This is a genomic window from Arthrobacter sp. Y3223166 (assembly GCF_059090935.1).
On the sequence record NZ_JBNHGE010000011.1, the window covers coordinates 1 to 26,541 of the forward strand.

Here is a 26,541-nt window from a genome sequence, read left to right on the forward strand (position 1 = left end):
GCGAGCCCCGCCACGGCGCCGGTGTCGCAGGCTCCGGCGGCCGGCCGGCCGGCTGCGGCTCCGGCTCCGGCAGACAAGCCCAAAGTCAGCTTGTGGCCCGGGGACGATGACACGACCGGTGTGCGGTCGGCCGGCATGTTCCCGTCCGCCGCACGCAGCAGCAGCGAACCCGCGGTCGATGACTACGAGTACGACGAATACGACGACGAGGAACGCAACAGCCCGAGGTCTTCCAGGTTGCTGGTGGGCGGGCTGCTCGCCGTCTTGCTGGTGATCGCGATCGTGGTGGCGGTGAGCCAGCTGAATCTGTTCCGCGGCGGCCCCGTCGCCGGCGGCTCACAGGGCGGAAACGAAACCGCGGCCGCGTCCGGCCCCGCAGAGACCGGTGCGGCAGAAGAAACGTCGGCTCCGGCCGATGAAGTCGTCGTGCCGGTCATCGCCGGTCTCACCCGCCAGGTTCCGGACTTGCCGGAACTCGACGTGGAGAACGACGGCAAACTGCCCGAAGCCATCGACGGCAACCCCGCCACTTACTGGGCAAGTTACCAGTACGCGTCGGACCAGTTCGGCGGCTACGCCGGAAACATGGCGCTGGTTGTCGAGCTGGAAGAGTCCTCAAGCATCAGCTCGGTAGTGTTGACCCAACTGAGCGGCACCGGAGGGAACTTCTCCGTGCTCCTGAACGATGAACCGACGCTGGACGGCGCCGACCAGGTCGCGCAGGGAAGCTTCACGGCACAGAAGACCACTATTCCGGTGCCTGAACAGGACGGCGCGGCGCCCAAAGCGCAGTACGTCCTGATCAACTTCACGCAGTTGCCGAGGCTGTCCAACCCCATGGGCGGCATGCCCTTCGGCATCCGCATGGCCGAGATCGAAGTCTCCTAGCCCGTCCAGGAGCGGCTGCTCAATAACCTCCCCGGAATAAGCCGGGGGCACCGGCCGTTGAGACAAGTGCCGGGCTAACCGCTCCTTTGGGGTGGCCGGCCCTTAGGGTTACATCAACATCAGAGGAAGAGGTTCGCAGGCAGTGAGCACAGATACCACACCGTCCGTCCGCGACGTCATCATCGTTGGGTCCGGTCCGGCCGGCTACACGGCAGCTGTTTACACCGCGCGTGCCAATCTCAAGCCACTGCTCATCGCCAGCTCCGTAGAGGCAGGCGGCGAGCTGATGAACACCACCGACGTGGAAAACTACCCCGGGTTCCCTGACGGCATCCTGGGTCCCGAGCTGATGGAGAACTTCCAGAAGCAGGCCGAGCGCTTCGGCACCGAGATCCTGTTTGAAGACGTCACGAGCCTTGAACTGGAAGGTCCGGTCAAGAAGGTCACCATCGGCTCCGGCGAAACCTTCCTGGCCCGGTCCGTGATTATCTCCACCGGTTCCGCTTACCGGGAACTGGGGCTGCCCGACGAAAAGCGCCTGGCCGGCCACGGCGTCAGCTGGTGCGCAACCTGTGACGGTTTCTTCTTCAAGGGCCAGAACATCGCCGTCATCGGCGGCGGCGACTCCGCGATGGAAGAGGCCCTCTTCCTGACCAAGTTCGCGGAGTCTGTCACGGTGGTCCACCGGCGGGACACCCTGCGTGCCTCTAAGATCATGCAGGACCGTGCCCTGGCCCACGAGAAGATCAAGTTCGTGTGGAACTCGGAAGTCGTCGGGCTTGAAGGCGACACCAAGGTCAGCGCGCTGAAGCTCAAGAACACGGTCGACGGTTCCGAGTCGGTGCTGCCGGTAACCGGCGTGTTTGTCGCCATCGGCAACGATCCCCGGGTCTCCCTGGTCAAGGACCAGCTGGAACTGACGCCCGAGGGCACGATCGCCGTCGAGGGCCGGTCGTCCCGCACCTCCCTGCCGGGCGTCTTCGCTGCCGGCGACGTTATTGACCCCACCTACCGCCAGGCCATCACCGCCTCGGGCAGCGGCTGTGCGGCTGCCATCGATGTGGAACACTATCTCGCTGAGCGCGCAGACACCTTGGCCGACGTCGCCGAACCCGCAACAGTCTGAACCGGTTGTAAAAGGAGAAAAGCATGAGCAACGCAAAAGATGTCACTGACGCTACTTTCGACGCGGATGTCCTGCAGTCCGCCAAGCCCGTGATCGTCGATTTCTGGGCGGAGTGGTGCGGTCCCTGCCGCATGCTGTCGCCGATTCTCGATGACATCGCTGCTGAGCATTCCGACAAGGTAGAGGTCGTCAAGCTCAACGTGGACGACAACCCGGCCACCGCAGCCCAGTACGGTATCACCTCCATCCCAGCCGTCTATGTCTTCAAGGACGGCGCGGTGGCCGCGACATCCATCGGCGCCAAGCCGAAGCAGGTCATTGAGCAGGAATTCGCAGAATTCCTTAACTAGCCAGATGGAAAACGACGCTGCAGACCAGAGCCTGCGCCGTTCAGACAATAGTCGACGCGTAGTAGCCCTTCGTGAAGGGCTACTACGCGCTGGCATTTCCATGGCCTATTTAGCGCCGGATCAAGTAAACAACCCCACCGTCTTTGATGACCATGTAGATGCGGCCGTACGCACCTTCCAGCAGGCCCGGGGGTTGATGGTTGACGGCGTGGTCGGTCAGGAGACCGAACGAGCCCTGGCGGAGGCACAGTTCAAGCTCGGGGACCGTCCGCTGATATTCACGCTGTACGCGTCGCCTCTTCGTGGCGACGACGTCACCGAGCTCCAGCGCCAATTGTCGTTCCTCGGCTTCTACTACGGTCACATCGATGGCGAGTATGGGGAGCGGACCTACCACGCGGTCCGCGAGCTGCAGCTGAATCTGGGGCTCGAACCTTCCGGCGTCGCGGATCAACAGTTGACTGCCTCGATGGAGCGCATTAATAGGACGATCAGTCCGAGCCAGGCGTTCTCGCTCCGGGATTACGAACGGCTCAACCAAGCCTCTGCGGCACTGCGTGGCCGGACTATCACCCTCGCTCCCGGCGCCGGCGCAGCGCACTGGGCAGACAGCCCCGACGTTGCCTCCGGCAGTCGTCTGACCGAAAAACTCGTCGCCGGCGACGTCGCCAGCCGCGTAAAGAAGATCCTGACCGAGCTCGGTGCCAGCGTGGAAATCGTTGACAAGCCAACGGATGGCGGTGGTTTAGACCGGACTTTGCTTATCAAAAGGTCTTCTCCGAGCTTGAGCGTTGCCCTCCACTGTGACTGGTTGCCGCAAGAGGCAGCCAACGGCGTCAGCGCCTTTTTTTGGGGCCGTCCTGAATCAGGTGAAGTGCGTTCTCCCATTGGGCACCGCGCCGGCGAACTTATCCTGAAGGAGATCGTGGCCCGCACAGGGTCTACCAACCTGGGTATCCACGGTCGCAGCTGGGATATCCTGCGCCTGCCCAGCACCCCCTCGGTGCAGCTGGACCTCGGTTATTTGAGCAGCCCGTTCGACTCCCGCCGGCTCGCTGATCCTATTTACCGGCAGGTCTTGGCTGATTCTATTGTCATCGCCATCCAGCGGCTTTATCTGCTGGAAGAGGACGACGAGCCGACAGGCACCTTGGCTCTCGACGACGTTCTCCGCTTCAATCCAGGTACCTGACTCCCGCGCGGCTCAGTCTCTTGTTTCACCTGGAACAGCGGCGGCAGGTTTTCATTGTCGGGCGTTTCACGTGAAACGAAACGTACCGCTTACCGCTTCCTCGTCCCGGCTCCCCGCTGCACCCGGGGGGATCCAGAGGCATTTGCCTCCGACGGACCGGGAAGCACGAAAATGTGGGTACTTCCACAGCTACTGGATATCCGTCTGGCACTATCGTTCTTGTTGCACTCAGAAGTGGATAGTCGCCGTGGGCGATTCGCTGTCGTCCTTGCTCCTCCGTAGGTGCCTGGCTGCGAATACGCGGGTACTGGAAGCCTGTGACCGAAGTTCGCCTCTCCCCCGCTATCGGCCTGTCGACTGTAAGAACCGGTTGCCGTTTCCCCCAAGCCCGGACTGTCCTCCTCGGATTCCGCCTGTCCTGCGTCAAACAAAGCATCCTGAATGCCGCGCAGGACGGACCCGCGGCCCACGTGGTTCCACGTGAAACCTCCAGCAAGGGCCAATTCGGTGTCTAAAGCGGTCAGTGACGTCCCTGTCAACGCACGCCGCTCCCCGTCGTGCCTTTGCGGAAGCTGGGATCGCGACTGCACGCCTTTCCAAGGCTGGTGCTCTTAAGTGCTTCGACATGCGACAGGGATCGGCGTCCGAGGCCTCTCCAGTGCCGCCTCACATCTTCCTCCTCTCGCATGGAGGGCGAGAACGCTCGACCTCGCCCGTGGTGAAAGGACTCGCGCAACTATTATCATCCGAATTAGCGCGATAACGGCTCTGCATGTGAGGCAGCGTCCAGGCCATACGGTTCCATTGGGAGGATCCCGGGGCTAGCCCCTTCGTGCCGCCCCGCCGGGATAAGGCCCCATCACTCAAGGAAGACAAGCTGGAGTGCGATCGCTTCATCCACTGCGTGCGGTGTGCACGCTCAATCTCCTGTCCGTCCAACTATGCAGCACATCCACGCGACCGTAGTTCCGTCGCTGAGACGACCAGCGTCCACGCTCTAGCGCTCGGGACAGCCGAGCCCTGCGCCAGGTTCGAGTGCGCTGACCGTCTTTTGGCGAGCGTTCTTGGGTTTCATGCGGAACTCCGCCCCGCCGTCGGGCCTGGATCATTGATGCTTAGGGCCTCCCACATGGCCGAACCCAGCGCGGTTAGTTCCACGTGAAACATAGTTCGTTCCACGTGAAACATATGGGGTCGCTTTGCGGGCCAAACGATGCTGCGCACAAGAATCGATTGTCTGCTGGCCAGTCCGACCAGCGCTATTGCGCTGGCCGACGCCCTGCGCGCGCCTCGACATTTGGGATAGGGAAGCAACAGAACGGGTCATCGCTCCCGACCCTTTCGATAAGAGCAGTGGGAGAGCCATGTCTGCCCCTCCCACCTGGTTGCCCGTAGCTACGGTCACGGACTAGAGCCGATACCCTCCGGAATTTGCTTCCCGTCCAACGGCTGCTTGGCAAAGGAAAGATGCTGCTAGCGCGGCGGCTGCTGTCGTCGTGCACGTGAAATGCAGTGCTCGGAAGGGGCTCGTGGCCAAGTTTTGCTCCAGAGAGCAACTGGCGACGACCGACGCCTCGCTAGTCCACTTTCCGGTTCTGCTCTGCCGCTCCCGTGTTTCACGTGAAACACGCTTTTTCTCCTTTGGGTTTGGTGTTACGGTGCCAGCCCTCCCCTACAGTTAGACCTAAGTTCCCGCGACTACGCGGAGTATACATGCCCCCGAAAGGACTGGGCTGCGGTCCGGGCGACAGTTGGACAAACGGCGCGTATGGGATTTTTCCACTGCCCCCGCCACGTCGTACGCCGAGGATAAGATCCCAACTACTGCCCAGGTTTCACGTGAAACATTTCGCGCGCATAACCCAGCATCCACCGCCCTTGCTGCTGCTCTACTTCCATCAGCACATTCGGAAAGAGCATTTGCCCAATTGCCACCATTGAACACTCCTGCGAAACGGGGCTAAAGCGTCATCTCCAACACAGGAGGCCGCTGCTCACCGCCGGCAAAGTACGACATGAGGGTTCAGTGGGGGTGAGGCTCATATCAAGAACTTATGCCTCAAGCGCGGCGCACCAATCTCGGATGCTAGTTGTCCAGATGACACAATTGCCAGGTGCCTGAAGGGCGGGGCTGGGCGGGCCAGTCATGATCCAGCGCCTGCAGCGGAGTTTCACGTGAAACTAACCTCTCCCTTGCTCGGCTGAGCCTGCTCACCTTCTTGTTGCTCGGAGAAGTCGGATGTCGGCGTCGCCCTCCGGGGGAAGAGACAGAGCCTGGCCGGTGGGGCTTAGCCCCAAGAATGGCGACGTTGACGTGCGAGCCAGGACTACACCTGCTCGTCCCGAACACGCTTTCCGAGGACGAACCCGTGCGGCCTACCGATTCTGCAATCTCACCTATCGTCCCGTGCCGTAGCAGCCAGGATTTGATGTGCGTATCTCATACTCCTGGCGTTTGGGATGTCGCTTCCAGCCATCCCCAAACCTACTATGCGGCAGGTGCAAATGCGCGGGGCAGTGGCTACTACGCACCTGGCGCTTCCTTCACCTTTTGCAGGTCGAGAATGCCACGTGCCGTTGCTCCCGGGCGCCGGAGTTGCACGTGAAACACCTAGTAACAGACCCGGCTTGCTAGCGCCACGTCGACGAGCTAGCAGAACGCGCCAAACAGACGTCGAAGTCGGAAACAGACTTCACGCAAGAGCGCTGGTCCCGATCCCTAATGGGAAGAGTGGAACCGACACTCCCCTACCCCTTCCCACACTCCGCACTGGGTGCAGATGCAAAAAGTTCATGCGAGACCGGAACTCGACTGTGGGTTCTACAAGCTAGGACAATAGGCTTGCTTAAGCGATGTGCACCAAGCATGTCAGCGGACCCGAACCAACCCGGAGTTGCACCTCAGGGCAAAGCAATGGGCTCCGTCCTTGTGGAACGGAGCCCATTGTTCACGTGGAACGAAGGCTATGGCGTCGCCGGGTTCAGCACGTCCATGATGCGGTTCAAGTCATCAACACTGGCGAACTCGATGCTTACGCGGCCCTTCTTGGCACCCAAGGTGATCTTAACGCTGGTGTCCAGGCGGTCCGACAGGGAACTAGCCAGATAGTCTAACCGCTCGTGCCGAGCTCCCTCACGGGGCTTGCTTTCGCGTTTGGGCCGTCGCACGCCGTCGCTCAGGGAAACGATTTCCTCGGTCGCCCGAACGGAAAGGCCCTCGGCGACAATCTTTTGCGCCAGCTTCTCCATTTCTCCAGGATCGTTGAGTCCCAGGAGGGCGCGCGCATGGCCAGCGCTCAACACGCCGGCCGCGACCCGCCGCTGAACCAGCGGAGGGAGCTTCATCAACCGTAAAGTGTTGGAGACCTGCGGCCTTGACCGACCGATCCGATCCGCAAGCTCATCATGCGTGCAACCGAAATCATCAAGCAACTGCTGATAGGCCGCAGCCTCTTCCAGCGGATTCAGCTGGCTGCGGTGCAGGTTCTCCAGCAGGGCGTCCCGTAACAGGTCATCGTCGGAGGTTGACCTGATGATCGCCGGAATCGTTTCCAGGCCGGCAGCCTTGGTGGCCCGCCAGCGGCGTTCGCCCATGACCAACTCGTACTGTGCGCCGCCATCATCGGAAGGTCGCACAACGATCGGCTGGAGGACGCCGATCTCACGGATCGAATGCACCAGCTCCGCCATGTCTTCCTCATCGAAGACGGTGCGAGGCTGTTTGCGGTTTGGCTGGATCGCAGTAACGAGGACTTCGGCAAAAGTGGCACCGGGAACCTCGACTAGGTCGGCCCCCGACGTTTCACGTGGAACTGAAACTTCGGTAGGAGCCGAGGGAGCTCCGGCGCTACCCCTGCCAACCGGTTCGGCCGAGTCCTTGGCGGAAGCGTGCGATTCGCCGGCAGCGCCATTGCCATTCGCTCGGGAAGAATCGTCCTTCACAGACTTCTTTGCCGCCGGCTTCTTGCTGCCAGTAGTCGCAAGCTTTCGCGGGGCCCGCAACACTTCGGCTACCTGCGCGGCGCTCGATCCGGTTACGGTCTCGGAGTCAGTCGTCGTGAGGACGGCGGCGTCCCCTTCTTCCCTCCGACTGGAAGCGGGAAAGAAAACGTCTACGGGTCGCTGAGTCCGACGTTTGGCGGAGGCTTCCTGCCCCTCGGTGGACTCGGTCTCCGCTGGGGCCGGAGCACTGGGTATCAATGCGCCCAGGCCTCTTCCCAAGCCGCGACGTTTTTCACTCATCTGGACCCTCTTCCGTCATGCGCCGAGCTAGCATGCACATGCTCGCTTAAGGCGTAATTCTACCGTTGCAGTACGCCTTCACAGTTACTTGCCGCGCTCGGCGATTTCGGCTGCGGCCTCCTGATAGGAAAGGGCCCCGCTGGACGACGGATCATAGGTGATCACTGTCTGCTGGTAACTCGGAGCCTCCGAGATGCGGACCGAGCGCGGTACGACCGCACTTAAAACCTCGTTCGGGAAATGTTCCCGGACTTCTGCTGCAACCTGAGCTGCGAGGTTTGTTCGTCCGTCGTACATCGTCAGCAGGATCGTAGAAACAACCAATCCAGCGTTGAGGTGCTTCTGAATCATCTCGATGTTCTTGAGGAGCTGGCTCAGCCCCTCCAAGGCGTAGTACTCGCACTGGATGGGAATCAGTACCTCTTGGGCGGCGACGAAAGCGTTAACTGTTAGTAGGCCCAGGCTGGGCGGGCAGTCGATAAAGACGTAATCCAGCCGGGGCAGTCCTGCCGTCTCACGTTCCTGCGCGTAAACCTCGATGGCTCGGCGCAGGCGCTGTTCACGGGCCACCAACGACACCAATTCGATCTCGGCCCCGGCCAGGTGAATCGTGGCGGGTGCGACGACGAGGTGGGCTATATCGGGGCATTGTGCGATCACGTCCCCGAGCGGCATATCGTTGATCAGCACGTCGTAGATACTGTCGACGTCAGCGTGGTGCTCGACCCCGAGCGCTGTTGACGCGTTCCCCTGCGGGTCGATATCGATGACCAGGACGTTCAGGCCGGCCGTAGCAAGGGCAGCAGCGATATTGACCGTTGTCGTGGTCTTGCCGACCCCACCCTTTTGGTTGCTGACCGTCAACACCCTGGTCTGGGCGGGCCTGGGAAGCTCCTTGGCCTTCAGCCTCTCACGCCGGCGGTTTTCGCTCGCCAATTCCTGCGCGAGCGGTGTGCTTTCGTCAATCGAATCCATAACGTTTGAAACCGTAGCCTCTATCTTCATGTTGGAGTTGGCTATCTCAGCCTCGTTCCCAGGGGAAGTTTCACGTGAAACAGGACCGCTAGGGGGGACGAGCGCAACCATGTTCGGTTGTTCAGCCACTCCGCGGTGCGACGACTCTTCGGCTTTGGTCCCGGTGAAACCCGACACCGTGTTGTTGATCGCCACTTGGATTCCGCCCGCTTTCACTGTCCGCCACCGACCTCTCCTAGCCTATCGTTGCGCGGCCGGATTCACGGGGCGCTGCATGGGTGTGTGGGGGAACAGGTCAAGCATCAACACGGATGCGGACTACCGTCGTCGGCTCTTCCAAGAGATCGTCCCCGACGGTCAAGACCTCTGTTTCTCGGCCACCGAGCTTCCTGATGACCTTTTCGGCCTTCTGAACCTCGTCAGCTGCGCTGCGGCCCTTGATTGCCAGCATTTCGCCCGTGCCATGCAGCAGTGGAATTGAGAGGCGGGCGAGCTTGTCGAGTGCCGACACCGCTCGAGACGTCACGACGTCAGCTGTGACGTCGTCCCCCGCCAGCTCTGCCCGCGTCCGCAGCACCGCGACGTTGTCCAGCGCGAGATCCTCTATGACTTCGTTGAGCCAGGCAACCCTTCGTTCCAACGGCTCGATCAGGGTCAAACGCAAGTCCGGTCGCGCCAACGCGAACGTCAGTCCTGGCAGGCCGGCCCCGCTTCCGACATCCGCGACCGCGGCGTCGCGCCGTATCAGGTGTGCGACGACGGCGCAGTTGAGGACGTGCCGGTTCCACAATCTCGGGACTTCCCGGGGGCCCAGCAAACCCCGTTCGATGCCTGAGGTGGCCAAATGCGCAACGTATCGCTCCGCCAGGCCCAGGCGTTCACCGAAAACCGTGTGGGCAGCCCTGGACTCTGCCACAGTCATTTCAACTACCGACATACCTCTGCCTATCAGACCATTCCGCCGGACAAGATCAGGACTCCACCGACACCACGATGTGGCGGTTGGATCCTTCGCCCTCGGATTCGCTGATCAGGCCGAGCTCGGCAACCGCGTCATGGACGATCTTGCGCTCGTACGCGCTCATCGGCTCGAGCGCTACATCGCGGCCCGACTCCTTGGCTTCGGCGACGGCGTCTTCAGCGATCTTCTGTAGTTCTTCGCTGCGTCCTTCGCGGTAGCCAGTGATGTCCAAAACAAGGCGGGAACGGTTGCCGGTCGTCGTGAGAACCGACAACCGGGCCAGCTCCTGCAAGGCTTCGAGGACTTCGCCATCCGGTCCCACGAGCGCCTTGAGCGCGTCGTTGTCTTCCTCTTCGGAGACGATCGAGATGTAGGTGCGGCCGTTGCGGACCTCGATGTCGATGTCCCCATCGATATCGGCGATGTCGAGCAGCTCTTCCAGGTAGTCCGCAGCTACGTCTCCTTCTTCTTCCAGACGTTTGGCAGAATTCGAAACAGCTTCCTCCTGCTGTTCGTCCGCTGCAGCCTCTTCGTCGGGAAGTTCTTCAGTCACTTCGGATACGCTTTCGCTGCTCATTTTTTCTTCCTGTTCTTCCGCTGTGGCTGCTGGCGCTGGCCTTTCACCTCTGCCGGGGAATCGGCCGCCGGCGCCTCGGTCTTCCGCTCGCCCAGCAGCGGTACCATCGGCAGGCCCTTCTTTGCACGGCGTTCTGCCAGTTCGCGGGCAGCCTGCGAACCCGGAGTGGGCATGCGCCGGATCACGAAGAACTGCTGTGCCATGGTCCACACGTTGGTAGTTGTCCAGTAAATCAGCACACCGATGGGGAAGTTGATGCCGCCGATGCCGAACACGAGAGGCAGGATGTAGAGCATCATCTGCTGCTGCTTCATGAACGGTGACTGCATTGCTTCGGCGGACATGTTCTTCGCCATGATCTGCTTCTGCGTGATGAACTGCGAGGCAGTCATCGCCAAAATCATGATGATCGACAGGATGACCACGGCGACCTGCTGCTCGCCCCCGCCCCCGTGCAGGAGGGATGCGGAAAGCGGCGCACCGAAAATGGACGAGTCGTCGAACTGACGGATGAGTTCGGGCGACAAAGCGCCAATCCCCTCGCCGTTCTCGCTGGCGCGCGAAGCGTTGTTCAGCACGCTGAACAGCGCGAAGAAGAACGGCATCTGCACCAGCATCGGCAGGCAGGCCGAGAACGGGTTGGTGCCGTGCTTTTTGTACAGCGCCATCTGCTCCTGCGTCATGGCCTGACGCGACAGCTGGTCGGTCTTTCCCTTGTACTTCTGCTGCAGCTTCCGGAGGTCGGGCTGCAGTGCCTGCATCCCCCGCTGGGCCTTGATCTGCTTGACGAAGACCGGAATGAGGGCCGCGCGGATCACCAGCACCAGCCCGATGATTGAGAACGTCCACGTCCAGCCGTTGGCCGGGTCCATCCCAAGCCAGGAGAAGCCGGCGTGGAAGGCCCACAGGATCCCGGAGACGACCCACGTGAACGGGGTCAGGATGGTGTTTAAGAAGTCCATTACTGATTTGCTCCTCGGGCCGCGCCGCGGCCTTCATCGTCGGCCGGAATGAATGGGTGGTTAAGCTCCACGATCCGGGGGATTCTGGAAGGGTTCTCCTGCAGCCACAGGTTGAAGGATACAGACGCCGGAACATGATCCACGCCGCCGGGGTTCCATGGGTGGCATCGGAGCAGGCGGCGGGCGGCCAGCCAGCTGCCCTTGGCAGCGCCGTGGACCGTCACTGCTTCCAATGCGTACGCGGAACAGGACGGGAAGAAACGGCAAACCTGGCCGTACAGGGGCGAAACGAGTTTGCGGTACACGCGCAGCACGCCGATCAGCGCATACTGCAGGGGACTCGTGGTCCTCCTGGGCACGGCGGCATGGGCGGGAACCGGTACGGCACGGGCACTCATTCGGCTCTCCCCTTCTCTCCGTGCGCAGCTTCCGTCGTTGCGGTGCGCGTTAAGGTCAACTTGCCGAGGGCGGCCTTGAGAGCCTTCCGGTAATCCAGTTCCAAAGCGTTGAAGTCTGCGTCGGCAGCTGCCGGAAGGGCCCGCACAACCACGGTGATCCCTCGGGAATACCCATTCTCCCTTAAGCCGGCTGCTGCCAGTTCCCGCAGTCTCCTTTTAACGCGGTTGCGCATGACGGCGTTCCCGACGGCCTTCGAGACGATAAAGCCGAAAGATGCCGGTCGGGCCGGGTCTGCTGCCGCCGCATATAACACTAAGTTCCGGCGCCCTGAGCGGGCGCCGGAACGTACAGTTGTTGAGAAGTCCGCCGAGGTGCGCATCCGGTGCTGGCTGGGAAGCATGTGCTACCCAGCCCGCCGAAACACGCCGCTGCGGGAACTGAACCTCACAGCCGGGTCGACAAACTGGCTATTTAGGCCGACAGTTCGGTGCGGCCCTTGCTGCGGCGTGCGGCCAGAATGGCGCGGCCGGCGCGAGTGCGCATGCGAAGGCGGAAGCCGTGCTTCTTGGCACGACGGCGGTTATTCGGCTGAAAAGTCCGCTTGCTCACGGTGGTTACTCCAAGACGATCGACAGATGCGGTTGGACCCATTGCAACAAGGGGGAAGAACAGGTCGGCGCTCTATATGGGGTCTATTCCATTGCCAGGGCGTTGGACGCACAAGGACAACAAAGTAGACATGAAGGACTAGTCAACGTTAGGCGATGCCGGCGAGTACCGTCAAACCGGCCTTCTCCGCACCCGGGCGTTTCCGTGGATAACCCCTGTGGACAACTCCACGCCAAAGCCGCTTTGAGCGGCCGGAGCGCCTCTCGAAAGCGACGTCCACAGGGGCCTGCATCCCAACTGTCGTCCAGCAGATTCATGCTCTACTCTTGGCAGGAGCCCCTTATCCACCGTCTGTGAATAAGTCTGTGGATTTCGGGCTGGCTGTCGGCAAATGCCGAAGCATGCTGAGCATTTCTGAGGGGTACTACGTGGACACGGACCAGATAAATGACGTCGGAAGTTCCTGGCGCAAAGTGGTCCGGACGCTGGAACAGGACGATCGTGTCTCCCCCCGGCAGCGCGGCTTCATCGTGTTGGCGCAGGCCAAGGGCCTCATCGGCACAACCCTGCTGGTGGCCGTGCCCAACGAACTGACACGCGAAGTCTTCCAGTCGCAACAGCTCAAAGACCCTCTGCACGACGCCCTGTTCGAAGTCTTCAAGGACGACATCCTCTGCGCTTTCAGCGTCGACACGGATATGGCTCCGCAGGCGGAACCGGAACCTGAACAGGAGCCCCGCCCGGCCCCGGCGGTCGTGCGCAGCGAGTCACTTCCCCAGCCGGCGGCGCAAGCCGCTTCCCCTGAACTGGGCAGGCTCAACCCGAAATACATTTTTGACACCTTCGTCATCGGTTCATCCAACCGCTTTGCCCACGCGGCGGCCGTCGCGGTGGCCGAAGCGCCGGCCAAGGCGTACAACCCGCTATTCATCTATGGCGACTCGGGCCTGGGAAAAACCCACCTGCTGCACGCCATCGGGCACTATGCGCGCCATCTCTACAACAGCATCCGCGTCCGGTACGTGAATTCGGAAGAGTTCACGAACGATTTCATCAACTCCATCCGCGACGATGAGGGCGCCAGCTTCAAGCAGCTGTACCGCAACGTCGACATCCTGCTGATCGACGACATCCAGTTCCTGGCCAACAAGGACGCGACGCAGGAGGAGTTCTTCCATACCTTCAACGCCCTCCACAACCACAGCAAGCAAGTGGTCATCACTTCCGACCTGCCGCCGAAACAGCTCTCCGGCTTCGAGGAGCGCATGCGGTCCCGGTTCGAGTGGGGACTGCTGACCGATATCCAGCCGCCGGAGCTGGAGACCCGTATTGCGATTCTGCGCAAGAAGGCCATCAGCGAGGGGCTGTCCGTCCCCGACGAGGTCCTCGAGTACATCGCCTCGAAGATTTCCACCAACATCCGTGAGCTCGAGGGCGCGCTCATCCGCGTCACCGCGTTCGCCAGCCTGAACCAGCAGGCAGTGGACATGGGTCTCGCCGAGATAGTCCTGAAAGACCTGATCACCGACGAAGGGGCACAGGAGATCACATCGGCCACGATCCTTGGCCAGACCGCCGCGTACTTCAAGCTCAGCATGGAGGAGCTGACCAGCAAGTCCCGGACCAGGACGCTGGTAACTGCGCGCCAGATTGCCATGTACTTGTGCCGTGAACTGACCGACATGTCCCTGCCGAAGATCGGCCAGGAACTCGGCGGCCGCGACCACACGACCGTCATCCACGCCGACCGGAAGATCCGTGAGTTGATGGCCGAGCGTCGAGCCATCTACAACCAGGTCACGGAGCTGACCAACCGCATCAAGCAGCAACAGCGCGAAAGCTAGCTTCCCGGGCGGCTGCGGCCGAGGCTGCGGCTGCGGCGGCCCCCGCCCGGAACTACACCGGTGAAATTAACAGGTGTGGATAAGGTTGTGGATTCTTAAGTGGACAACCCGAGTCCTTAAGAGGAAAAGTGCCCTGTCCCCTGTGGACGCCCGAAATTACAAGGATCTGCATCCACAGGCTGCCAGTGCTTGCGACGACCGCCCTGCACATCTTGTGAACACCCAACTTCGGCTCAGGCGCAGGCCGTACCGAGGTTTTCCACAGTATCCACAGCAGTTATTAACACTACGAATCCCATTTATTGATGTTCTTCCAAATAACATTTGACCCTGTTCCGGTTCCCACGCATCGTGCCCAATCGGCCGAACAGGACCTCTGCGCACTCTCGGTGCGCAATGACGGTTGCTGCGGCTAAGCTTGCACAGAGAATCGTTGCCATCTGCTTCAACCTGGTGTTCGCAGTCCCATTCGCTGCACCCCGGCCAGACGCAGGCGGTCTTCCCCGGCATGTTCGTTGTGAAAGGTGGCTTACTTCAGTGAAGTTCAGAGTTGATCGGGATGTTCTGGCGGAAGCCGTGACATGGACAGCCCGTTCCCTGTCACCACGCCCGCCTGTCCCCGTTCTGTCGGGCCTGCTCATCCGGGCCGAAGGCGGCATGGTGAGCCTTGCCAGCTTCGACTACGAGATTTCCGCCCGTCTCCAGATCCCGGCGGACGTCACTGAAGAAGGCACCATCCTGGTCTCCGGACGCCTCTTGGCAGACATCTGCCGAAGCTTGCCGTCGGCGCCTGTCGACATCGAAACCGACGGTTCGAAGGTTGCCCTCACCTGCCGCAACAGCCGGTTCAACCTCGCCACCATGCCCGAGGGCGATTATCCGGAACTCCCTGCGCTGCCGGAAGTCAGCGGGGTCGTGGACGGCGAAGCATTCGCCCAGGCTGTCAGCCAGGTCATCATTGCGGCCAGCCGCGATGACACCCTGCCCATCCTGACCGGCGTCCGGATGGAAATCGAAGACGACCTGATTACTCTGCTCTCCACCGACCGCTACCGCCTGGCCCTCCGGGAGCTGTCCTGGCGTCCGGCCACACCGGGCATTTCCACGAGCGCGCTGGTCAAAGCCAAGACTTTGAGCGAAGTAGCCAAGACGTTGGGTGGTTCCGGCGACCTGAACATCGCGCTTTCGGACAATAGCGAACTGATCGGTTTCGAAAGCGGCGGACGCCGCACGACGTCGCTCCTGGTGGACGGTGACTATCCCAAGATCCGCTCACTGTTCCCGGACAACACCCCGATCCATGCGACAGTCGAAACGACCACACTGATCGAAGCCGTCCGCCGCGTGTCGCTCGTGGCCGAGCGCAACACCCCGGTCCGGTTGGCCTTCACCGACGGCCTCCTGACCTTGGACGCGGGAACCGGCGAAGACGCCCAAGCGTCGGAGGCGATCGAAGCGTCGCTCTCCGGGGATGAAATCACCGTCGCCTTCAACCCGCACTACCTGTCCGAAGGCTTGAGCGCCTTTGACAGCAAGTACGTCCGGTTTTCCTTTACCACGCCGCCGAAGCCTGCGGTCATATCCGCCCAGGACGACCTTGAGGGCGACGACAAGGAAGACTACCGGTACCTGCTCATGCCGGTGAGGTTGCCCAACCAGTAATACCCGCCGACCCATGGACGAGAGGAAAGAGTGACTCGGATGCACATCGGACTGATCGGCTTGGGCCGGATGGGTTTCAACATGCGGCAGCGTCTTCGGGACGGCGGCATCGAGGTAACCGGCTATGACCGGAACCCGGAGGTCAGTGACACCGGGACCGTTGACGAAATGATCCGGGCCTTGCCGGTTCCGCGCACCGTGTGGGTCATGGTGCCCGCCGGCGAGGTCACCGACACGGTCATCACAGAGCTGGCCGGCAAGCTCTCCGCCGGAGACGTGGTGATCGACGGCGGCAACTCGAAGTTCACCGAAGACCAAAAGCACGAAGCCCTCCTGGCCAAAGGCGGGATAGGTTTCATTGATGTCGGCGTGTCCGGCGGCGTCTGGGGCCTGGCGAACGGTTATGGCCTGATGGCCGGCGGAAGCGCCGACCTTATCCAGGCAGCGATGCCGGTCTTCGACGCGTTGCGGCCGGAGGGCCCCCGGGAGGAAAGCTTCGCCCACGTGGGCGACGTCGGCGCCGGCCACTACGCCAAAATGGTGCACAACGGGATCGAATACGGGCTGATGCAGGCGTACGCCGAAGGGTACGAACTGCTGGAAGCCAAGGACATTATCAAGGATGTTCCGGGGACTTTCCGGGCCTGGCAAAAGGGGACGGTGGTCCGCTCCTGGCTGCTGGACCTGATGGTGAAGGCCCTCGACGAGGACCCGGGATTGAGCCAGGTCAGCGGTTACGTCGAGGATTCCGGTGAAGGCCGGTGGACTGTCGAGGAGGCGATCGGACACGGTGTCCCGGCCCCGGCCATCACCGCCGCGCTGTTCGCACGGTTCGCGTCGCGCCAAGACGACGCGCCCGCCATGAAGATGGTGGCCGCCCTCCGTAACCAGTTTGGCGGCCACGCAGTCAGAAAGCCTGCACAAGACCAGGCCGGCCGCCGCAACGAGTCGAAGTAGCTGTAACGCATTGTTTGTTGAATACCTGTCCCTGACCGATTTCCGCACCTACCCGCAGCTCGACATCGCCCTGAAGCCCGGCATTACGGTGTTTGTCGGAGCCAACGGGGTCGGCAAGACCAACATCGTCGAGGCCATCGGCTACCTCGCGTCGCTCTCGTCGCACCGGGTCAGCAATGACGCACCCCTCATCCGCTTCGACCAACCGCGTTCGTTGGTGCGGGCACGGGTGGACCGGGGCGGGCGCAGCACCTCGCTGGAACTGGAAATCACCCCGGGCAAGGCCAACCGGGCCCGGATTAACCGCGCCAACCCTGTGCGCGCGCGGGAAATCCTCGGGCACCTGCGCACGGTGCTCTTCGCCCCCGAAGACCTCGCGCTGGTCAAAGGCGACCCGTCCAACCGGCGCCGCTTCCTCGATGAGCTGCTGGCCAGTTTGGTCCCGCACCATGCGGCCACCCGCAGCGATTTTGAACGCGTCCTCAAACAGCGCAATGCCCTGCTCAAATCGGCGCGCGCCAGCGGACGGTTTACCGCCGCCCATGAAGCTACCTTGGAGGTGTGGGACCAGCACATGGCACAGGCAGGGGCCGCCCTGCTGAAGGCCCGGCTGGAACTGGTGGACCTGCTGCAGCCGCACCTGGACGCGGCGTACGCCGCCCTTACCGATGGCTCCAAACATGCGGCCGCCGTCTACCGCTCCACCATCCACAGCCAGCTGTCGGATGACGGCGAGGTGGAGAACGACGGCGGGGCGGGCCTTCCCCCGCTGGCAAGCCTGGGAACGGCCGAACTGGCGGAACTCTACCTTGCCGCCTTCAAACAGCAGCGCAAGCGGGAAACGGAGCGGGGCATCTCGCTGGTGGGGCCGCATCGCGATGAGTTGGAGCTGCTGCTGGGACAGGCACCGGCCAAGGGCTACGCCTCGCACGGCGAAACCTGGTCTCTGGCGTTGGCCCTCCGGCTGGCCTCGTACTACGTCTTCTGCGACGACGACGCTACGCCCGGCGCGACTCCCGTCCTGATCCTGGACGATGTCTTCGCCGAACTGGACAACCAGCGCCGGTCAAAACTCGCGGGCATCGTGGCCGGCGCGGAGCAGGTGATCGTCACAGCCGCGGTGGCCGAAGACATCCCCGACGCGTTGGCGGGGGAACAGTTCATGGTAGTGCCGGGAGGCGTGGCCAATGGCCAGGAAACCGCCTGACCGGGCCCGGCCGCAGGAGCCGGCAGCGCCTGCGGGACGGCGGCCGGGCCTGCCCGATCCGGCGGTGCCTCCCCCGCCCGCGGGACCGGCGGGAGCGGAGCCGTCCCGTGACGAAGGAGCTGTCGAAGACCTGGACGCCGCGAAAGCCGTCCTGAACCGGGTGCGCCTTGCAGCGGCGGCCCGCGGCGACGTGCGCACGAGGGCCAACAGCCGCCGCCGCGCATCCCGGGGGGCGCGGCCGTCCGCCGGCCCGCAGGATTTCGGCCGCGACCCCCAGGGCTTGGGGCGCGTGTTCGACCGGTTCGTCGCAGAACGCGGCTGGAACTCCCCGGTGGCCGTCGGCTCGGTCATTTCGCGGTGGGATGAATTGGTCGGCGCGGACATCGCTGCCCACTGCCGTCCGGAGAGCTTCGAGGAAACCACGGTGCAGGTCCGCTGCGACTCAACGGCTTGGGCCACGCAGCTGCGATTGCTCAGCAGCGCCCTGCTGAAGCGGTTCGACGAAAAGCTAGGCCCCGGCGTCGTGACTAAAATCCAGGTGCTGGCGCCGGCAGCGCCCAATTGGCGCAAGGGCAAGAGGTCCGTGAGCGGCCGCGGACCGCGGGACACCTACGGCTGATTTCGCCCCTCGCGGGAGGCCGGTCGGAAGCAGCCGGCACCGGCTCGCTTAGACGGCGTGTAGGACGCTGGAGACGTCCGCGGACATACACGGTCCCATCGGGCACCCGGCGGCGGCGTCAAAACCCGGTTTCCGTGCCGCATAGAGCCATGTTCGTGCAGGATTCACCGCCCTGACACGGTAGAATTGACTAGGCGGCGCCCGTCCTCTATCCGGAAGGGCGCCGACACACGAGTCCCCCGGACGGAACACAAGGAGTCAACGGCAACTGTGGCAGAGGACAATGAGCTGGAAAACACCGGCGCAGAACCCCAAATGACAGAGGGCAACGACGGCAAGCACTACGACGCCAGCGACATCACCGTCCTTGAAGGCCTGGAAGCCGTCCGCAAGCGCCCGGGCATGTACATCGGTTCCACCGGTCCGCGCGGGCTGCACCACCTCGTGTACGAGGTGGTGGACAACTCCGTCGACGAAGCGCTGGCCGGCTACTGCGACACCATCAACGTCACGCTGCTGGCCGACGGCGGCGTCCGGGTGGTGGACAACGGCCGCGGCATTCCCGTGGACATGCACCCAACCGAGGGCAAACCGACCGTACAGGTCGTGATGACCATCCTGCACGCAGGCGGCAAGTTTGGCGGCGGTGGTTACGCGGTCTCCGGCGGCCTGCACGGCGTAGGCATCTCGGTGGTCAACGCGCTGTCCGCGCGGGTGGAGACCGAGATCCGCCGGCAGGGCTACGTGTGGCACCAGTCGTTCGCCAACGGTGGCCTCCCGGTGGGCGACCTGCGCCGCGGCGAGGAGACCACCGAGACCGGGACCTCGCAGACCTTCTGGGCGGACCCCGAGATTTTCGAATCCACGGAATTCGACTTCGAGACGCTGCGCGCCCGCTTCCAGCAGATGGCCTTCTTGAACAAGGGCCTCAAAATTGTCCTGACCGATGAGCGCCGTCCGGAAGTCCACGCACCGGACGCCGAGGACGTGGACCTGGACACGACGCCCGGCACCGAGGTCGAGACCACCGCGGAACACCGCCAGGTGGTCTACAAGTACGACAACGGCCTGCTGGACTACGTCACGCACCTGAACTCCTCCAAGAAGGTGGAGGTCATCCACCCCGAGGTCATCGCGTTCGAGACCGAGGACACGGAGCGCAAGCTCTCGGTGGAAGTCGCGATGCAGTGGACCACCTCCTACTCGGAGAGCGTCCACACCTACGCGAACACCATCAACACGCACGAAGGCGGCACGCACGAAGAAGGCTTCCGCGCCGCGATGACCTCGTTGATCAACCGCTACGCGCGCGAGAAAAACCTGATCAAGGAGAAGGAAGAAAACCTCACCGGCGACGACATCCGCGAGGGCCTCACTGCCGTCATCTCCATGAAGCTGGGCGAGCCCCAGTTCGAGGGCCAGACCAAGACCAAGCTGGGCAACTCCGAGGCCAAGGGCTTTGTGCAGCGTGTGGTCACGGACGAACTCGGTGACTGGCTGGAGCGCAATCCCGGACCCGCCCGCGACGTGATCCGCAAGTCGATCCAAGCCTCGCAGGCCCGGCTGGCCGCCCGGAAAGCGCGCGAATCCACCCGGCGCAAGGGGTTGCTCGAATCCGGCGGCATGCCGGGCAAGCTCAAGGACTGCTCGTCCCGCGACCCATCCAAGTCGGAAATCTACATCGTGGAGGGCGACTCCGCGGGCGGTTCGGCCGTCCGCGGCCGGAACCCGGAGACCCAGGCCATCCTGCCGCTGCGGGGCAAGATCCTGAACGTGGAGCGGGCCCGGCTGGACCGCGCGCTGGGTAACGCCGAGGTCCAGGCCATGATCACCGCGTTCGGCGCCGGCATCGGCGAGGACTTCGACGTGGAGAAGGCCCGGTACCACAAGATCGTGCTGATGGCCGACGCCGATGTGGACGGCCAGCACATCACCACGCTGCTCCTGACCCTGCTGTTCCGCTACATGCGCCCGCTGATCGAGAACGGTTACGTCTACCTGGCGCAGCCGCCGCTCTACCGGATCAAATGGTCCAACCACCCCCACGATTATGTCTTCAGCGACCGTGAGCGGGACGAGACCGTCCGCCGCGGCCTGGCGAACAACCAGCGGCTGCCCAAGGAAAACGGCATCCAGCGGTACAAGGGCCTCGGTGAAATGGACTACACGGAGCTGTGGGACACCACCATGGACCCCGACCACCGGACACTGCTGCAGGTGACGATGGAGGATGCCGCCGCCGCGGACCAGACCTTCTCGATCCTGATGGGCGAAGACGTCGAATCCCGGCGCACCTTCATCCAGCAGAACGCCAAGGATGTCCGCTTCCTCGACATTTAGCCCCGCCGCAGCCGGCCGGCCGCCGGCCGCTGACCGGGCCGCACCAAGGTTTTGACGCAAAGGAAACTTAAACGATGAGCGACGAAGAGACGCCCGACCTGCCCGCAGGCACCGGCGATGAGCCGATCGAGGGCGAAATCCTGACCGACCGGGTGGAGCAGGTCGACCTCCAGACCGAAATGCAGCGGTCCTACCTGGACTATGCCATGGCGGTCATCGTCGGGCGCGCCCTGCCGGACGTCCGCGACGGCCTCAAGCCGGTGCACCGGCGGGTGCTGTACGCGATGTTCGACGGCGGTTACCGCCCCGAGCGATCCTTCAACAAGTGCGCCCGCGTGGTGGGCGAGGTCATGGGCCAGTACCACCCGCACGGCGACATGGCCATCTACGATGCCCTGGTCCGCCTGATCCAGGACTGGACCATGCGCTACCCGCTGGCGCTGGGGCAGGGCAACTTCGGCTCGCCCGGCAACGACGGCGCGGCCGCCCCCCGGTACACGGAAACCAAGATGGCGCCGCTGGCGCTGGAAATGGTCCGCGACATCGACGAGGACACCGTCGATTTCCAGGACAACTACGACGGCAAGAACCAGGAACCGACCGTCCTGCCGGCCCGCTTCCCGAACCTGCTGGTCAACGGTTCCTCTGGCATCGCCGTCGGCATGGCCACCAACATCCCGCCGCACAACCTGCGCGAAGTGGCCGACGGGGTCCAGTGGTACCTGGACAATCCCACCGCCAGCCGTGAAGAACTCCTCGAAGCGCTGATCCAGCGGATCAAGGGGCCCGACTTCCCCACCGGCGCTCAGATCCTGGGCCACAAGGGCATCGAGGACGCCTACCGCACCGGCCGCGGCTCCATCACCATGCGCGCCGTGGTCAACGTGGAGGAAATCCAGGGCCGGACCTGCCTGGTGGTCACGGAACTTCCATACCAGGCGAACCCGGACAACCTGGCCATGAAGATCGCCGAGCTGGCCAAGGAAGGCAGGGTGGCCGGCATCGCCGACCTGCGCGACGAGACCTCCGGCCGCACGGGACAGCGCCTGGTCATCGTGCTCAAGCGCGACGCCGTGGCCAAGGTGGTGCTGAACAACCTCTACAAGCACACCTCGCTGCAGGAGAACTTCGCGGCCAACATGCTCGCGATCGTCGACGGCGTGCCCCGCACCCTGACCCTCGACGCCTTTATCCGCCACTGGGTCACCCACCAGCTGGAAGTCATCGTCCGGCGCACCCGCTTCAGGCTGCGCAAGGCCGAGGAAGAAGCGCATATCCTGCGTGGCCTGCTCAAGGCCCTGGATGCGCTCGATGAAGTCATCGCCCTGATCCGCGCCTCGTCCACCACGGAAGAAGCCCGCGACGGCCTGATGCAGTTGCTGGACATCGACACGGACCAGGCCTCGGCCATCCTGAACATGCAGTTGCGCCGGCTGGCCGCCTTGGAACGGCAGAAGATCCAGGACCGCCACGCCGAGCTTGAGCGGATGATCCAGGAGTTCAACCGCATCCTCGCGTCCGAAGAAGCCCAGCGCAGCATCGTCAGCGAGGAACTCGCCGAGATCACCGGCAAGTACGGTGACGACCGCCGGACCCAGATCATGATGGGCTACGGCGGGGACATGAGCATGGAAGACCTCATCCCCGAAGAGGAGATGGTGGTGACCATCACCCGCGGCGGATACGTCAAGCGCACCCGCAGCGACAACTACCGGTCCCAGCAGCGAGGCGGCAAGGGAGTACGCGGCGCCCAGCTCCGCGGCGACGACGTGGTCGAGCACTTCTTCGTCACCACGACGCACCACTGGCTGCTGTTCTTCACCAACCTGGGCCGGGTGTACCGGGCCAAGACGTACGAGCTGGCCGAAGGCGGCCGCGACGCCAAGGGCCAGCACGTGGCGAACCTGCTGGCCTTCCAGCCGGACGAGCACATTGCCCAGGTCATGGACCTGAAGGACTACCAGCAGGCCCCCTACCTGGTGTTGGCCACCAAACGCGGCCTGATCAAGAAGACCCGGCTGGAGGACTACGACACGAACCGTTCCGCCGGCGTCATCGCGATCAACCTGCGCGACGGCGACGAGCTCGTTTCGGCGCGGCTGGTCGCTGAGACCGACGACATGATGCTGGTCTCCCGGCGCGGCCAGTCCCTGCGCTTCACCGCGACGGACGAGGCACTGCGGCCGATGGGACGCGCCACGTCCGGTGTGACCGGCATGAAGTTCCGTGAGGACGACGAACTGCTGGTCGCCGGCGTGCTGCGCGAGGACTCCTACGTCTTCATCGTGACCGCCGGCGGTTACGCCAAGCGGACCAAGGCCGACGAATACCGGGTCCAGGGGCGCGGCGGCCTGGGCATCAAGGTGGGCAAGTACCAGGAAGAACGCGGGCACCTGGTCGGCGCACTCATTGTGCAGGAGGAAGACGAGGTGCTGGTGGTGATGGAAAGCGGCAAGGTGGTCCGCTCCTCCGTCGCCGGTGTCCCCGTCAGGGGCCGCGACACCATGGGCGTCATCTTCGCCAAGCCGGACAAGAAGGACCGCATCATCGCCGTCGCCAGGAACTCCGAACGAGGCCTGGCCGCGGACGAGGAAGACACCGACACGCCGGACACGCCCCAGGGTCCCGAAACCGGTGGCACAACCGGCGCCGAATCTGCGCAGCAGGCAACCGATGAAGTACCGTTGGACGCAGACATGACGCAGTCCGCAGCCGAAACGACGGCGCCGGAAATCGGAGGTAACGAGTGAGTACACCTAAAACGCCACGGCCGGGCACGCGCCCGCAGCCGGCCAACGCGCCCCGGGCTACCACTCGCAGCGGCGGCACGCCTGCACGCCCGGCCCAGCGCCCGGCGAACAGCGGACAGCGTCCGGCCAACGGCGCCCAGCGCCCGGCCGGCCAGCCCGCCCGTCCAGGACTCGTGCGCCCGGCTCCGAAGGCCAAGGTCCGCCGTGCCCGCCTGCTGGTCAGCAAGGTCGACCCGTGGTCGGTGCTGAAGATGGCCTTCCTGCTCTCCGTCGCCCTCGGCATCGTCACCGTGGTGGCCTCCATCGTCCTGTGGACGACGCTGGACATCACGGGCATCTTTGACCGGGTCAACGGGCTGCTGACGGAAGTCGCGGGTACCGAGGGCGGCGGATTCGACCTGCGGTCCTACGCCTCGCTGGGACAGGTAGCGTCCTTCGCCACCATCATCGCCGTCGTGAACGTGGTCCTGCTGACCGCACTGGCCATGCTGTCCGCGGTGCTTTACAACATCTCGGCGACGCTGGTCGGCGGCATCGGGGTCACGCTGACGGACGACTGAGCGGATTTGAAGTTCCGGCCCGGCGTACTGTAAAGTCGTATCTCGGCCCGCAAGGGCAGGGGGCGTATAGCTCAGGCGGTTAGAGCGCTTCGCTGATAACGAAGAGGTCCCAGGTTCAAGTCCTGGTACGCCCACGGATGACTGATCCCACCGATGTCGGGAGGACACCGTGAAGAAGTTGCTGCTGATGGCAGCCGCGGCCGCGGGTGTCTTCGTGTACAAGAAGTGGCAGGAATCCGAAGCGGAGAAATCCGCTTGGAGCCGCGCGACCGACAAGGTCGAGTGACTCAAAGCATCGGCCGGTTCGACCGGCCGGACCCTCCGGGGGCATGGCGCAATTGGTAGCGCACCTGCTTTGCAAGCAGGGGGTTAGGGGTTCGAGTCCCCTTGCCTCCACCGGAAACGCGAGGCCCCGATCTACGGATCGGGGCCTCGCTGCGTTCGCGCCCCACTGCTGCTCCCCCGCTGCGTTCGCCCCCCGCGGCCGCGGCGGGATGGGGTTGGCAGGGTTCACCCCTAGGCTGAAGGTGTGATCATTTTCCTGGCCACACTGGCTGTGCTCGGCATCTCCGCGTCCGGTCCCATCATGGCTGCCACTGCCGCCCCCGCCCTGGCCATCGCATTCTGGCGGAACATCATCGGCGCCGTCGTGATGGGAGTACCCGCGGCGATCGGCCGGCGCCAGGAGTTCCGGAAGCTGACGACGTCGGACATCGGCTTCAGCGCGGTGGCGGCCGTCGCATTGGCGCTCCACTTTGCCTGTTTCATCACCGCGTTGCAGCTGACCTCGGTGGCGGCGGCGACTGCTTTGGTCTGCCTGCAGTCGGCCTGGATCGTCCTGTTCAACCGGCTGCGCGGCATCAAGGCGTCCCGGCTGATCTTGTGCGGTGTCGGGCTCGCGTTCGCCGGCGTACTGGTGATCTCCGGGTTCGACCTGCGGCTCTCCAGAGAGGCACTGCTGGGCGACCTGCTCGGCCTGGTCGGCGGGGCCATGGCCGGGGTGTATACGATGGCCGGCGGCCGGGTACGGCGCCGGCTGTCCACGGGACCGTACACCACCATCTGTTACGGATTGTGCGCACTCATCCTGCTGGCTATGGCGTTGGCTTTCGGACAGCCGCTCGCCGGGTTCCCGCCCCAAGCCTGGGCCGGGATCCTGGCCGTGACCGTGGTGGCCCAGTTGCTGGGCCACTCGGTGCTGAACCACCTGCTGGCTGTCCTGAGTCCGCTGGTGGTTTCAATGATCATCCTGCTGGAAATCCCCGGAGCCGCCGCCCTGGCGGCCCTGTTCCTCGGCGAGACCCTTCCGTGGGGCACCTACGCGGGCCTGGCACTGATCCTGGCGGGCCTGGCCGCCGTCGTGCTTTCCCAGAACAGGTCGAAGGTGCAGGGACGCAACCCGGTGCCGGAAGCCAGCGGACCCGGGAGGGACTAACGGCTACAGCCCGCCGCGCGTCACGCGGACCTGCGTGCGGGCCTGGTGGACCCGGCGCAGCAGCTTTGCGGGGTAGTAGACGCTCATGAAGATCAGCATCGGCACCCGCGCCATGCGGCGGTCGATCTTGTGGACGTTGTAGGTGCGCTCGAAGCGCGTGACGTAGTACCGGTAGTCCTTGGGCGAATCTTCCAGCCTCCGGGCCGACATGCCGCTGATCATTTCCGGCACGTATTGGATCCTGAGCGCGTGGTCGGCCAGATGAACGGAGATATCGATGTCCTCGTGCATCTCGTCCGCCTCATCACGGCAAACCTCGTTGCGGATAATGTCCCAGGCTCCGCGGCGGATGGCCATGTTGGATCCGAAGAGGAAGTGGTACTGCTTCTTGGCCAGTTTCAGGACGAAGCGGCGCAGGCGGTCGTCGGCCTGGAGGCCGAAGCGCCGCAGCGGCATGTCGTAGTACAGCACCGGACCGGTGCACGCCATCACTTCCGGGTCGGCGAAAGCCGCTTGCACGCGCTCAACCCAGTCGGGCTCCAGGACGGAATCAGCGTCGATCCTGCCCAGGACTTCTCCGGTGGCATGGTCCAGGCCGAAGTTGCGCGTGGGGATCAGGCCTTGCTCCGCATCCTGCTCGAGCAGGATCAGGGGAACATCGGGGTATTCGGCCTGCATGGCCCGGACCAGGTCGGCTGTCCCGTCGGTCGATTTGTTGTCCACGACGATGATTTCCCAGGGTGCCACGGACTGGCACACCGCGGCGTAGACGCATTGGCGGATAACCGACTCTTCATTGAAGGCCGGGATGACGATCGACACGCTGGGCGCAGCACTTCTCACGGCATGAAATCTACCAGCAGGCTTGCCGGGAGTCCGGGAAGCG

Annotated in this window: 22 protein-coding genes, 2 tRNA genes and 1 pseudogene; 16 read left to right on the top strand and 9 right to left on the bottom strand. The window is 63.5% G+C overall.

The window, feature by feature from the left end:
- From AC5RUH_RS07330 to AC5RUH_RS07345, 4 genes and pseudogenes are all read left to right on the top strand, one after another.
- A pseudogene (locus tag AC5RUH_RS07330) lies at positions 1-888 on the top strand (hypothetical protein); the annotation flags it as partial.
- Between the two features lie 142 nt (positions 889-1,030).
- Complete coding sequence (gene trxB, locus AC5RUH_RS07335; protein WP_494001192.1) at positions 1,031-2,014, top strand: thioredoxin-disulfide reductase; 984 nt, start codon at positions 1,031-1,033, stop codon at positions 2,012-2,014.
- Between the two features lie 23 nt (positions 2,015-2,037).
- Positions 2,038-2,364, top strand: a complete 327-nt coding sequence (gene trxA, locus AC5RUH_RS07340) for a thioredoxin (RefSeq protein WP_493978232.1) — start codon at positions 2,038-2,040, stop codon at positions 2,362-2,364.
- 4 nt (positions 2,365-2,368) lie between these two features.
- Positions 2,369-3,556: an N-acetylmuramoyl-L-alanine amidase gene (locus AC5RUH_RS07345; protein WP_494128262.1), complete on the top strand. Its 1,188-nt coding sequence runs from the start codon at positions 2,369-2,371 to the stop codon at positions 3,554-3,556.
- 2,964 nt (positions 3,557-6,520) lie between these two features.
- Here AC5RUH_RS07345 and AC5RUH_RS07350 read toward each other — a convergent pair.
- The 8 genes from AC5RUH_RS07350 to rpmH all read right to left on the bottom strand — a co-directional run bounded on the left by AC5RUH_RS07350 (position 6,521) and on the right by rpmH (position 12,281).
- On the bottom strand, positions 6,521-7,798 hold the full coding sequence (locus AC5RUH_RS07350; protein ID WP_494013443.1) for a ParB/RepB/Spo0J family partition protein: 1,278 nt from the start codon (positions 7,796-7,798) through the stop codon (positions 6,521-6,523).
- 84 nt (positions 7,799-7,882) lie between these two features.
- The gene (locus tag AC5RUH_RS07355; RefSeq protein ID WP_494013769.1) at positions 7,883-8,884 is read right to left on the bottom strand and encodes a ParA family protein; all 1,002 of its coding nucleotides are present in this window, start codon (positions 8,882-8,884) and stop codon (positions 7,883-7,885) included.
- Positions 8,885-9,068: 184 nt separating this feature from the next.
- Positions 9,069-9,710 (bottom strand): 16S rRNA (guanine(527)-N(7))-methyltransferase RsmG, encoded by a 642-nt coding sequence (gene rsmG, locus AC5RUH_RS07360; protein ID WP_494013442.1) that lies wholly within the window; start codon positions 9,708-9,710, stop codon positions 9,069-9,071.
- A 34-nt stretch (positions 9,711-9,744) separates the two neighbouring features.
- A complete protein-coding gene (locus AC5RUH_RS07365; protein ID WP_494013441.1) occupies positions 9,745-10,311 on the bottom strand; it encodes a Jag family protein in 567 nt (188 codons plus the stop codon).
- Complete coding sequence (gene yidC, locus AC5RUH_RS07370; protein ID WP_494001197.1) at positions 10,308-11,273, bottom strand: membrane protein insertase YidC; 966 nt, start codon at positions 11,271-11,273, stop codon at positions 10,308-10,310. Before yidC ends, AC5RUH_RS07365 begins: the two co-directional genes overlap by 4 nt.
- The gene (gene yidD, locus AC5RUH_RS07375; RefSeq protein WP_494013440.1) at positions 11,273-11,671 is read right to left on the bottom strand and encodes a membrane protein insertion efficiency factor YidD; all 399 of its coding nucleotides are present in this window, start codon (positions 11,669-11,671) and stop codon (positions 11,273-11,275) included. The genes yidC and yidD overlap by 1 nt, the downstream gene beginning before the upstream one ends.
- Positions 11,668-12,072 (bottom strand): ribonuclease P protein component, encoded by a 405-nt coding sequence (rnpA, locus tag AC5RUH_RS07380; protein ID WP_494001199.1) that lies wholly within the window; start codon positions 12,070-12,072, stop codon positions 11,668-11,670. The genes yidD and rnpA overlap by 4 nt, the downstream gene beginning before the upstream one ends.
- 71 nt (positions 12,073-12,143) lie before the next feature.
- On the bottom strand, positions 12,144-12,281 hold the full coding sequence (rpmH, locus tag AC5RUH_RS07385) for a 50S ribosomal protein L34 (protein ID WP_127513203.1): 138 nt from the start codon (positions 12,279-12,281) through the stop codon (positions 12,144-12,146).
- A 401-nt stretch (positions 12,282-12,682) separates the two neighbouring features.
- On the opposite strand from rpmH, the gene dnaA reads away from it, so the two are divergent.
- From dnaA to AC5RUH_RS07445, 12 genes are all read left to right on the top strand, one after another.
- The gene (gene dnaA, locus AC5RUH_RS07390; RefSeq protein ID WP_494001200.1) at positions 12,683-14,125 is read left to right on the top strand and encodes a chromosomal replication initiator protein DnaA; all 1,443 of its coding nucleotides are present in this window, start codon (positions 12,683-12,685) and stop codon (positions 14,123-14,125) included.
- Positions 14,126-14,662: 537 nt separating this feature from the next.
- A complete protein-coding gene (dnaN, locus tag AC5RUH_RS07395; protein ID WP_494001329.1) occupies positions 14,663-15,787 on the top strand; it encodes a DNA polymerase III subunit beta in 1,125 nt (374 codons plus the stop codon).
- Between the two features lie 30 nt (positions 15,788-15,817).
- On the top strand, positions 15,818-16,744 hold the full coding sequence (gnd, locus tag AC5RUH_RS07400; protein WP_494013439.1) for a phosphogluconate dehydrogenase (NAD(+)-dependent, decarboxylating): 927 nt from the start codon (positions 15,818-15,820) through the stop codon (positions 16,742-16,744).
- A gap of 10 nt (positions 16,745-16,754) precedes the next feature.
- On the top strand, positions 16,755-17,951 hold the full coding sequence (gene recF / locus AC5RUH_RS07405; protein ID WP_494076891.1) for a DNA replication/repair protein RecF: 1,197 nt from the start codon (positions 16,755-16,757) through the stop codon (positions 17,949-17,951).
- Positions 17,932-18,570, top strand: coding sequence for a DciA family protein (locus AC5RUH_RS07410; protein ID WP_494076890.1), 639 nt, complete (start codon positions 17,932-17,934; stop codon positions 18,568-18,570). Before recF ends, AC5RUH_RS07410 begins: the two co-directional genes overlap by 20 nt.
- Before the next feature lie 315 nt (positions 18,571-18,885).
- A complete protein-coding gene (gyrB, locus tag AC5RUH_RS07415) occupies positions 18,886-20,910 on the top strand; it encodes a DNA topoisomerase (ATP-hydrolyzing) subunit B (protein WP_494013768.1) in 2,025 nt (674 codons plus the stop codon).
- 74 nt (positions 20,911-20,984) lie between these two features.
- Positions 20,985-23,660 carry a DNA gyrase subunit A gene (gyrA, locus tag AC5RUH_RS07420; RefSeq protein WP_494074741.1) on the top strand — a complete coding sequence of 892 codons (2,676 nt, stop codon included), beginning with the start codon at positions 20,985-20,987 and terminating at the stop codon, positions 23,658-23,660.
- A complete protein-coding gene (locus AC5RUH_RS07425) occupies positions 23,657-24,220 on the top strand; it encodes a DUF3566 domain-containing protein (RefSeq protein WP_493978245.1) in 564 nt (187 codons plus the stop codon). The genes gyrA and AC5RUH_RS07425 overlap by 4 nt, the downstream gene beginning before the upstream one ends.
- Before the next feature lie 60 nt (positions 24,221-24,280).
- A tRNA-Ile gene (locus tag AC5RUH_RS07430) sits at positions 24,281-24,354 on the top strand.
- A gap of 35 nt (positions 24,355-24,389) precedes the next feature.
- Positions 24,390-24,506, top strand: a complete 117-nt coding sequence (locus AC5RUH_RS07435; RefSeq protein ID WP_493978246.1) for a DLW-39 family protein — start codon at positions 24,390-24,392, stop codon at positions 24,504-24,506.
- A gap of 37 nt (positions 24,507-24,543) precedes the next feature.
- Positions 24,544-24,616, top strand: a tRNA-Ala gene (locus tag AC5RUH_RS07440).
- 133 nt (positions 24,617-24,749) lie between these two features.
- On the top strand, positions 24,750-25,655 hold the full coding sequence (locus AC5RUH_RS07445; RefSeq protein WP_494074742.1) for a DMT family transporter: 906 nt from the start codon (positions 24,750-24,752) through the stop codon (positions 25,653-25,655).
- Positions 25,656-25,658: 3 nt separating this feature from the next.
- Here AC5RUH_RS07445 and AC5RUH_RS07450 read toward each other — a convergent pair whose 3' ends face one another.
- The gene (locus AC5RUH_RS07450) at positions 25,659-26,498 is read right to left on the bottom strand and encodes a glycosyltransferase family 2 protein (protein WP_494001207.1); all 840 of its coding nucleotides are present in this window, start codon (positions 26,496-26,498) and stop codon (positions 25,659-25,661) included.
- Between the last annotated feature and the right edge of the window lie 43 nt (positions 26,499-26,541).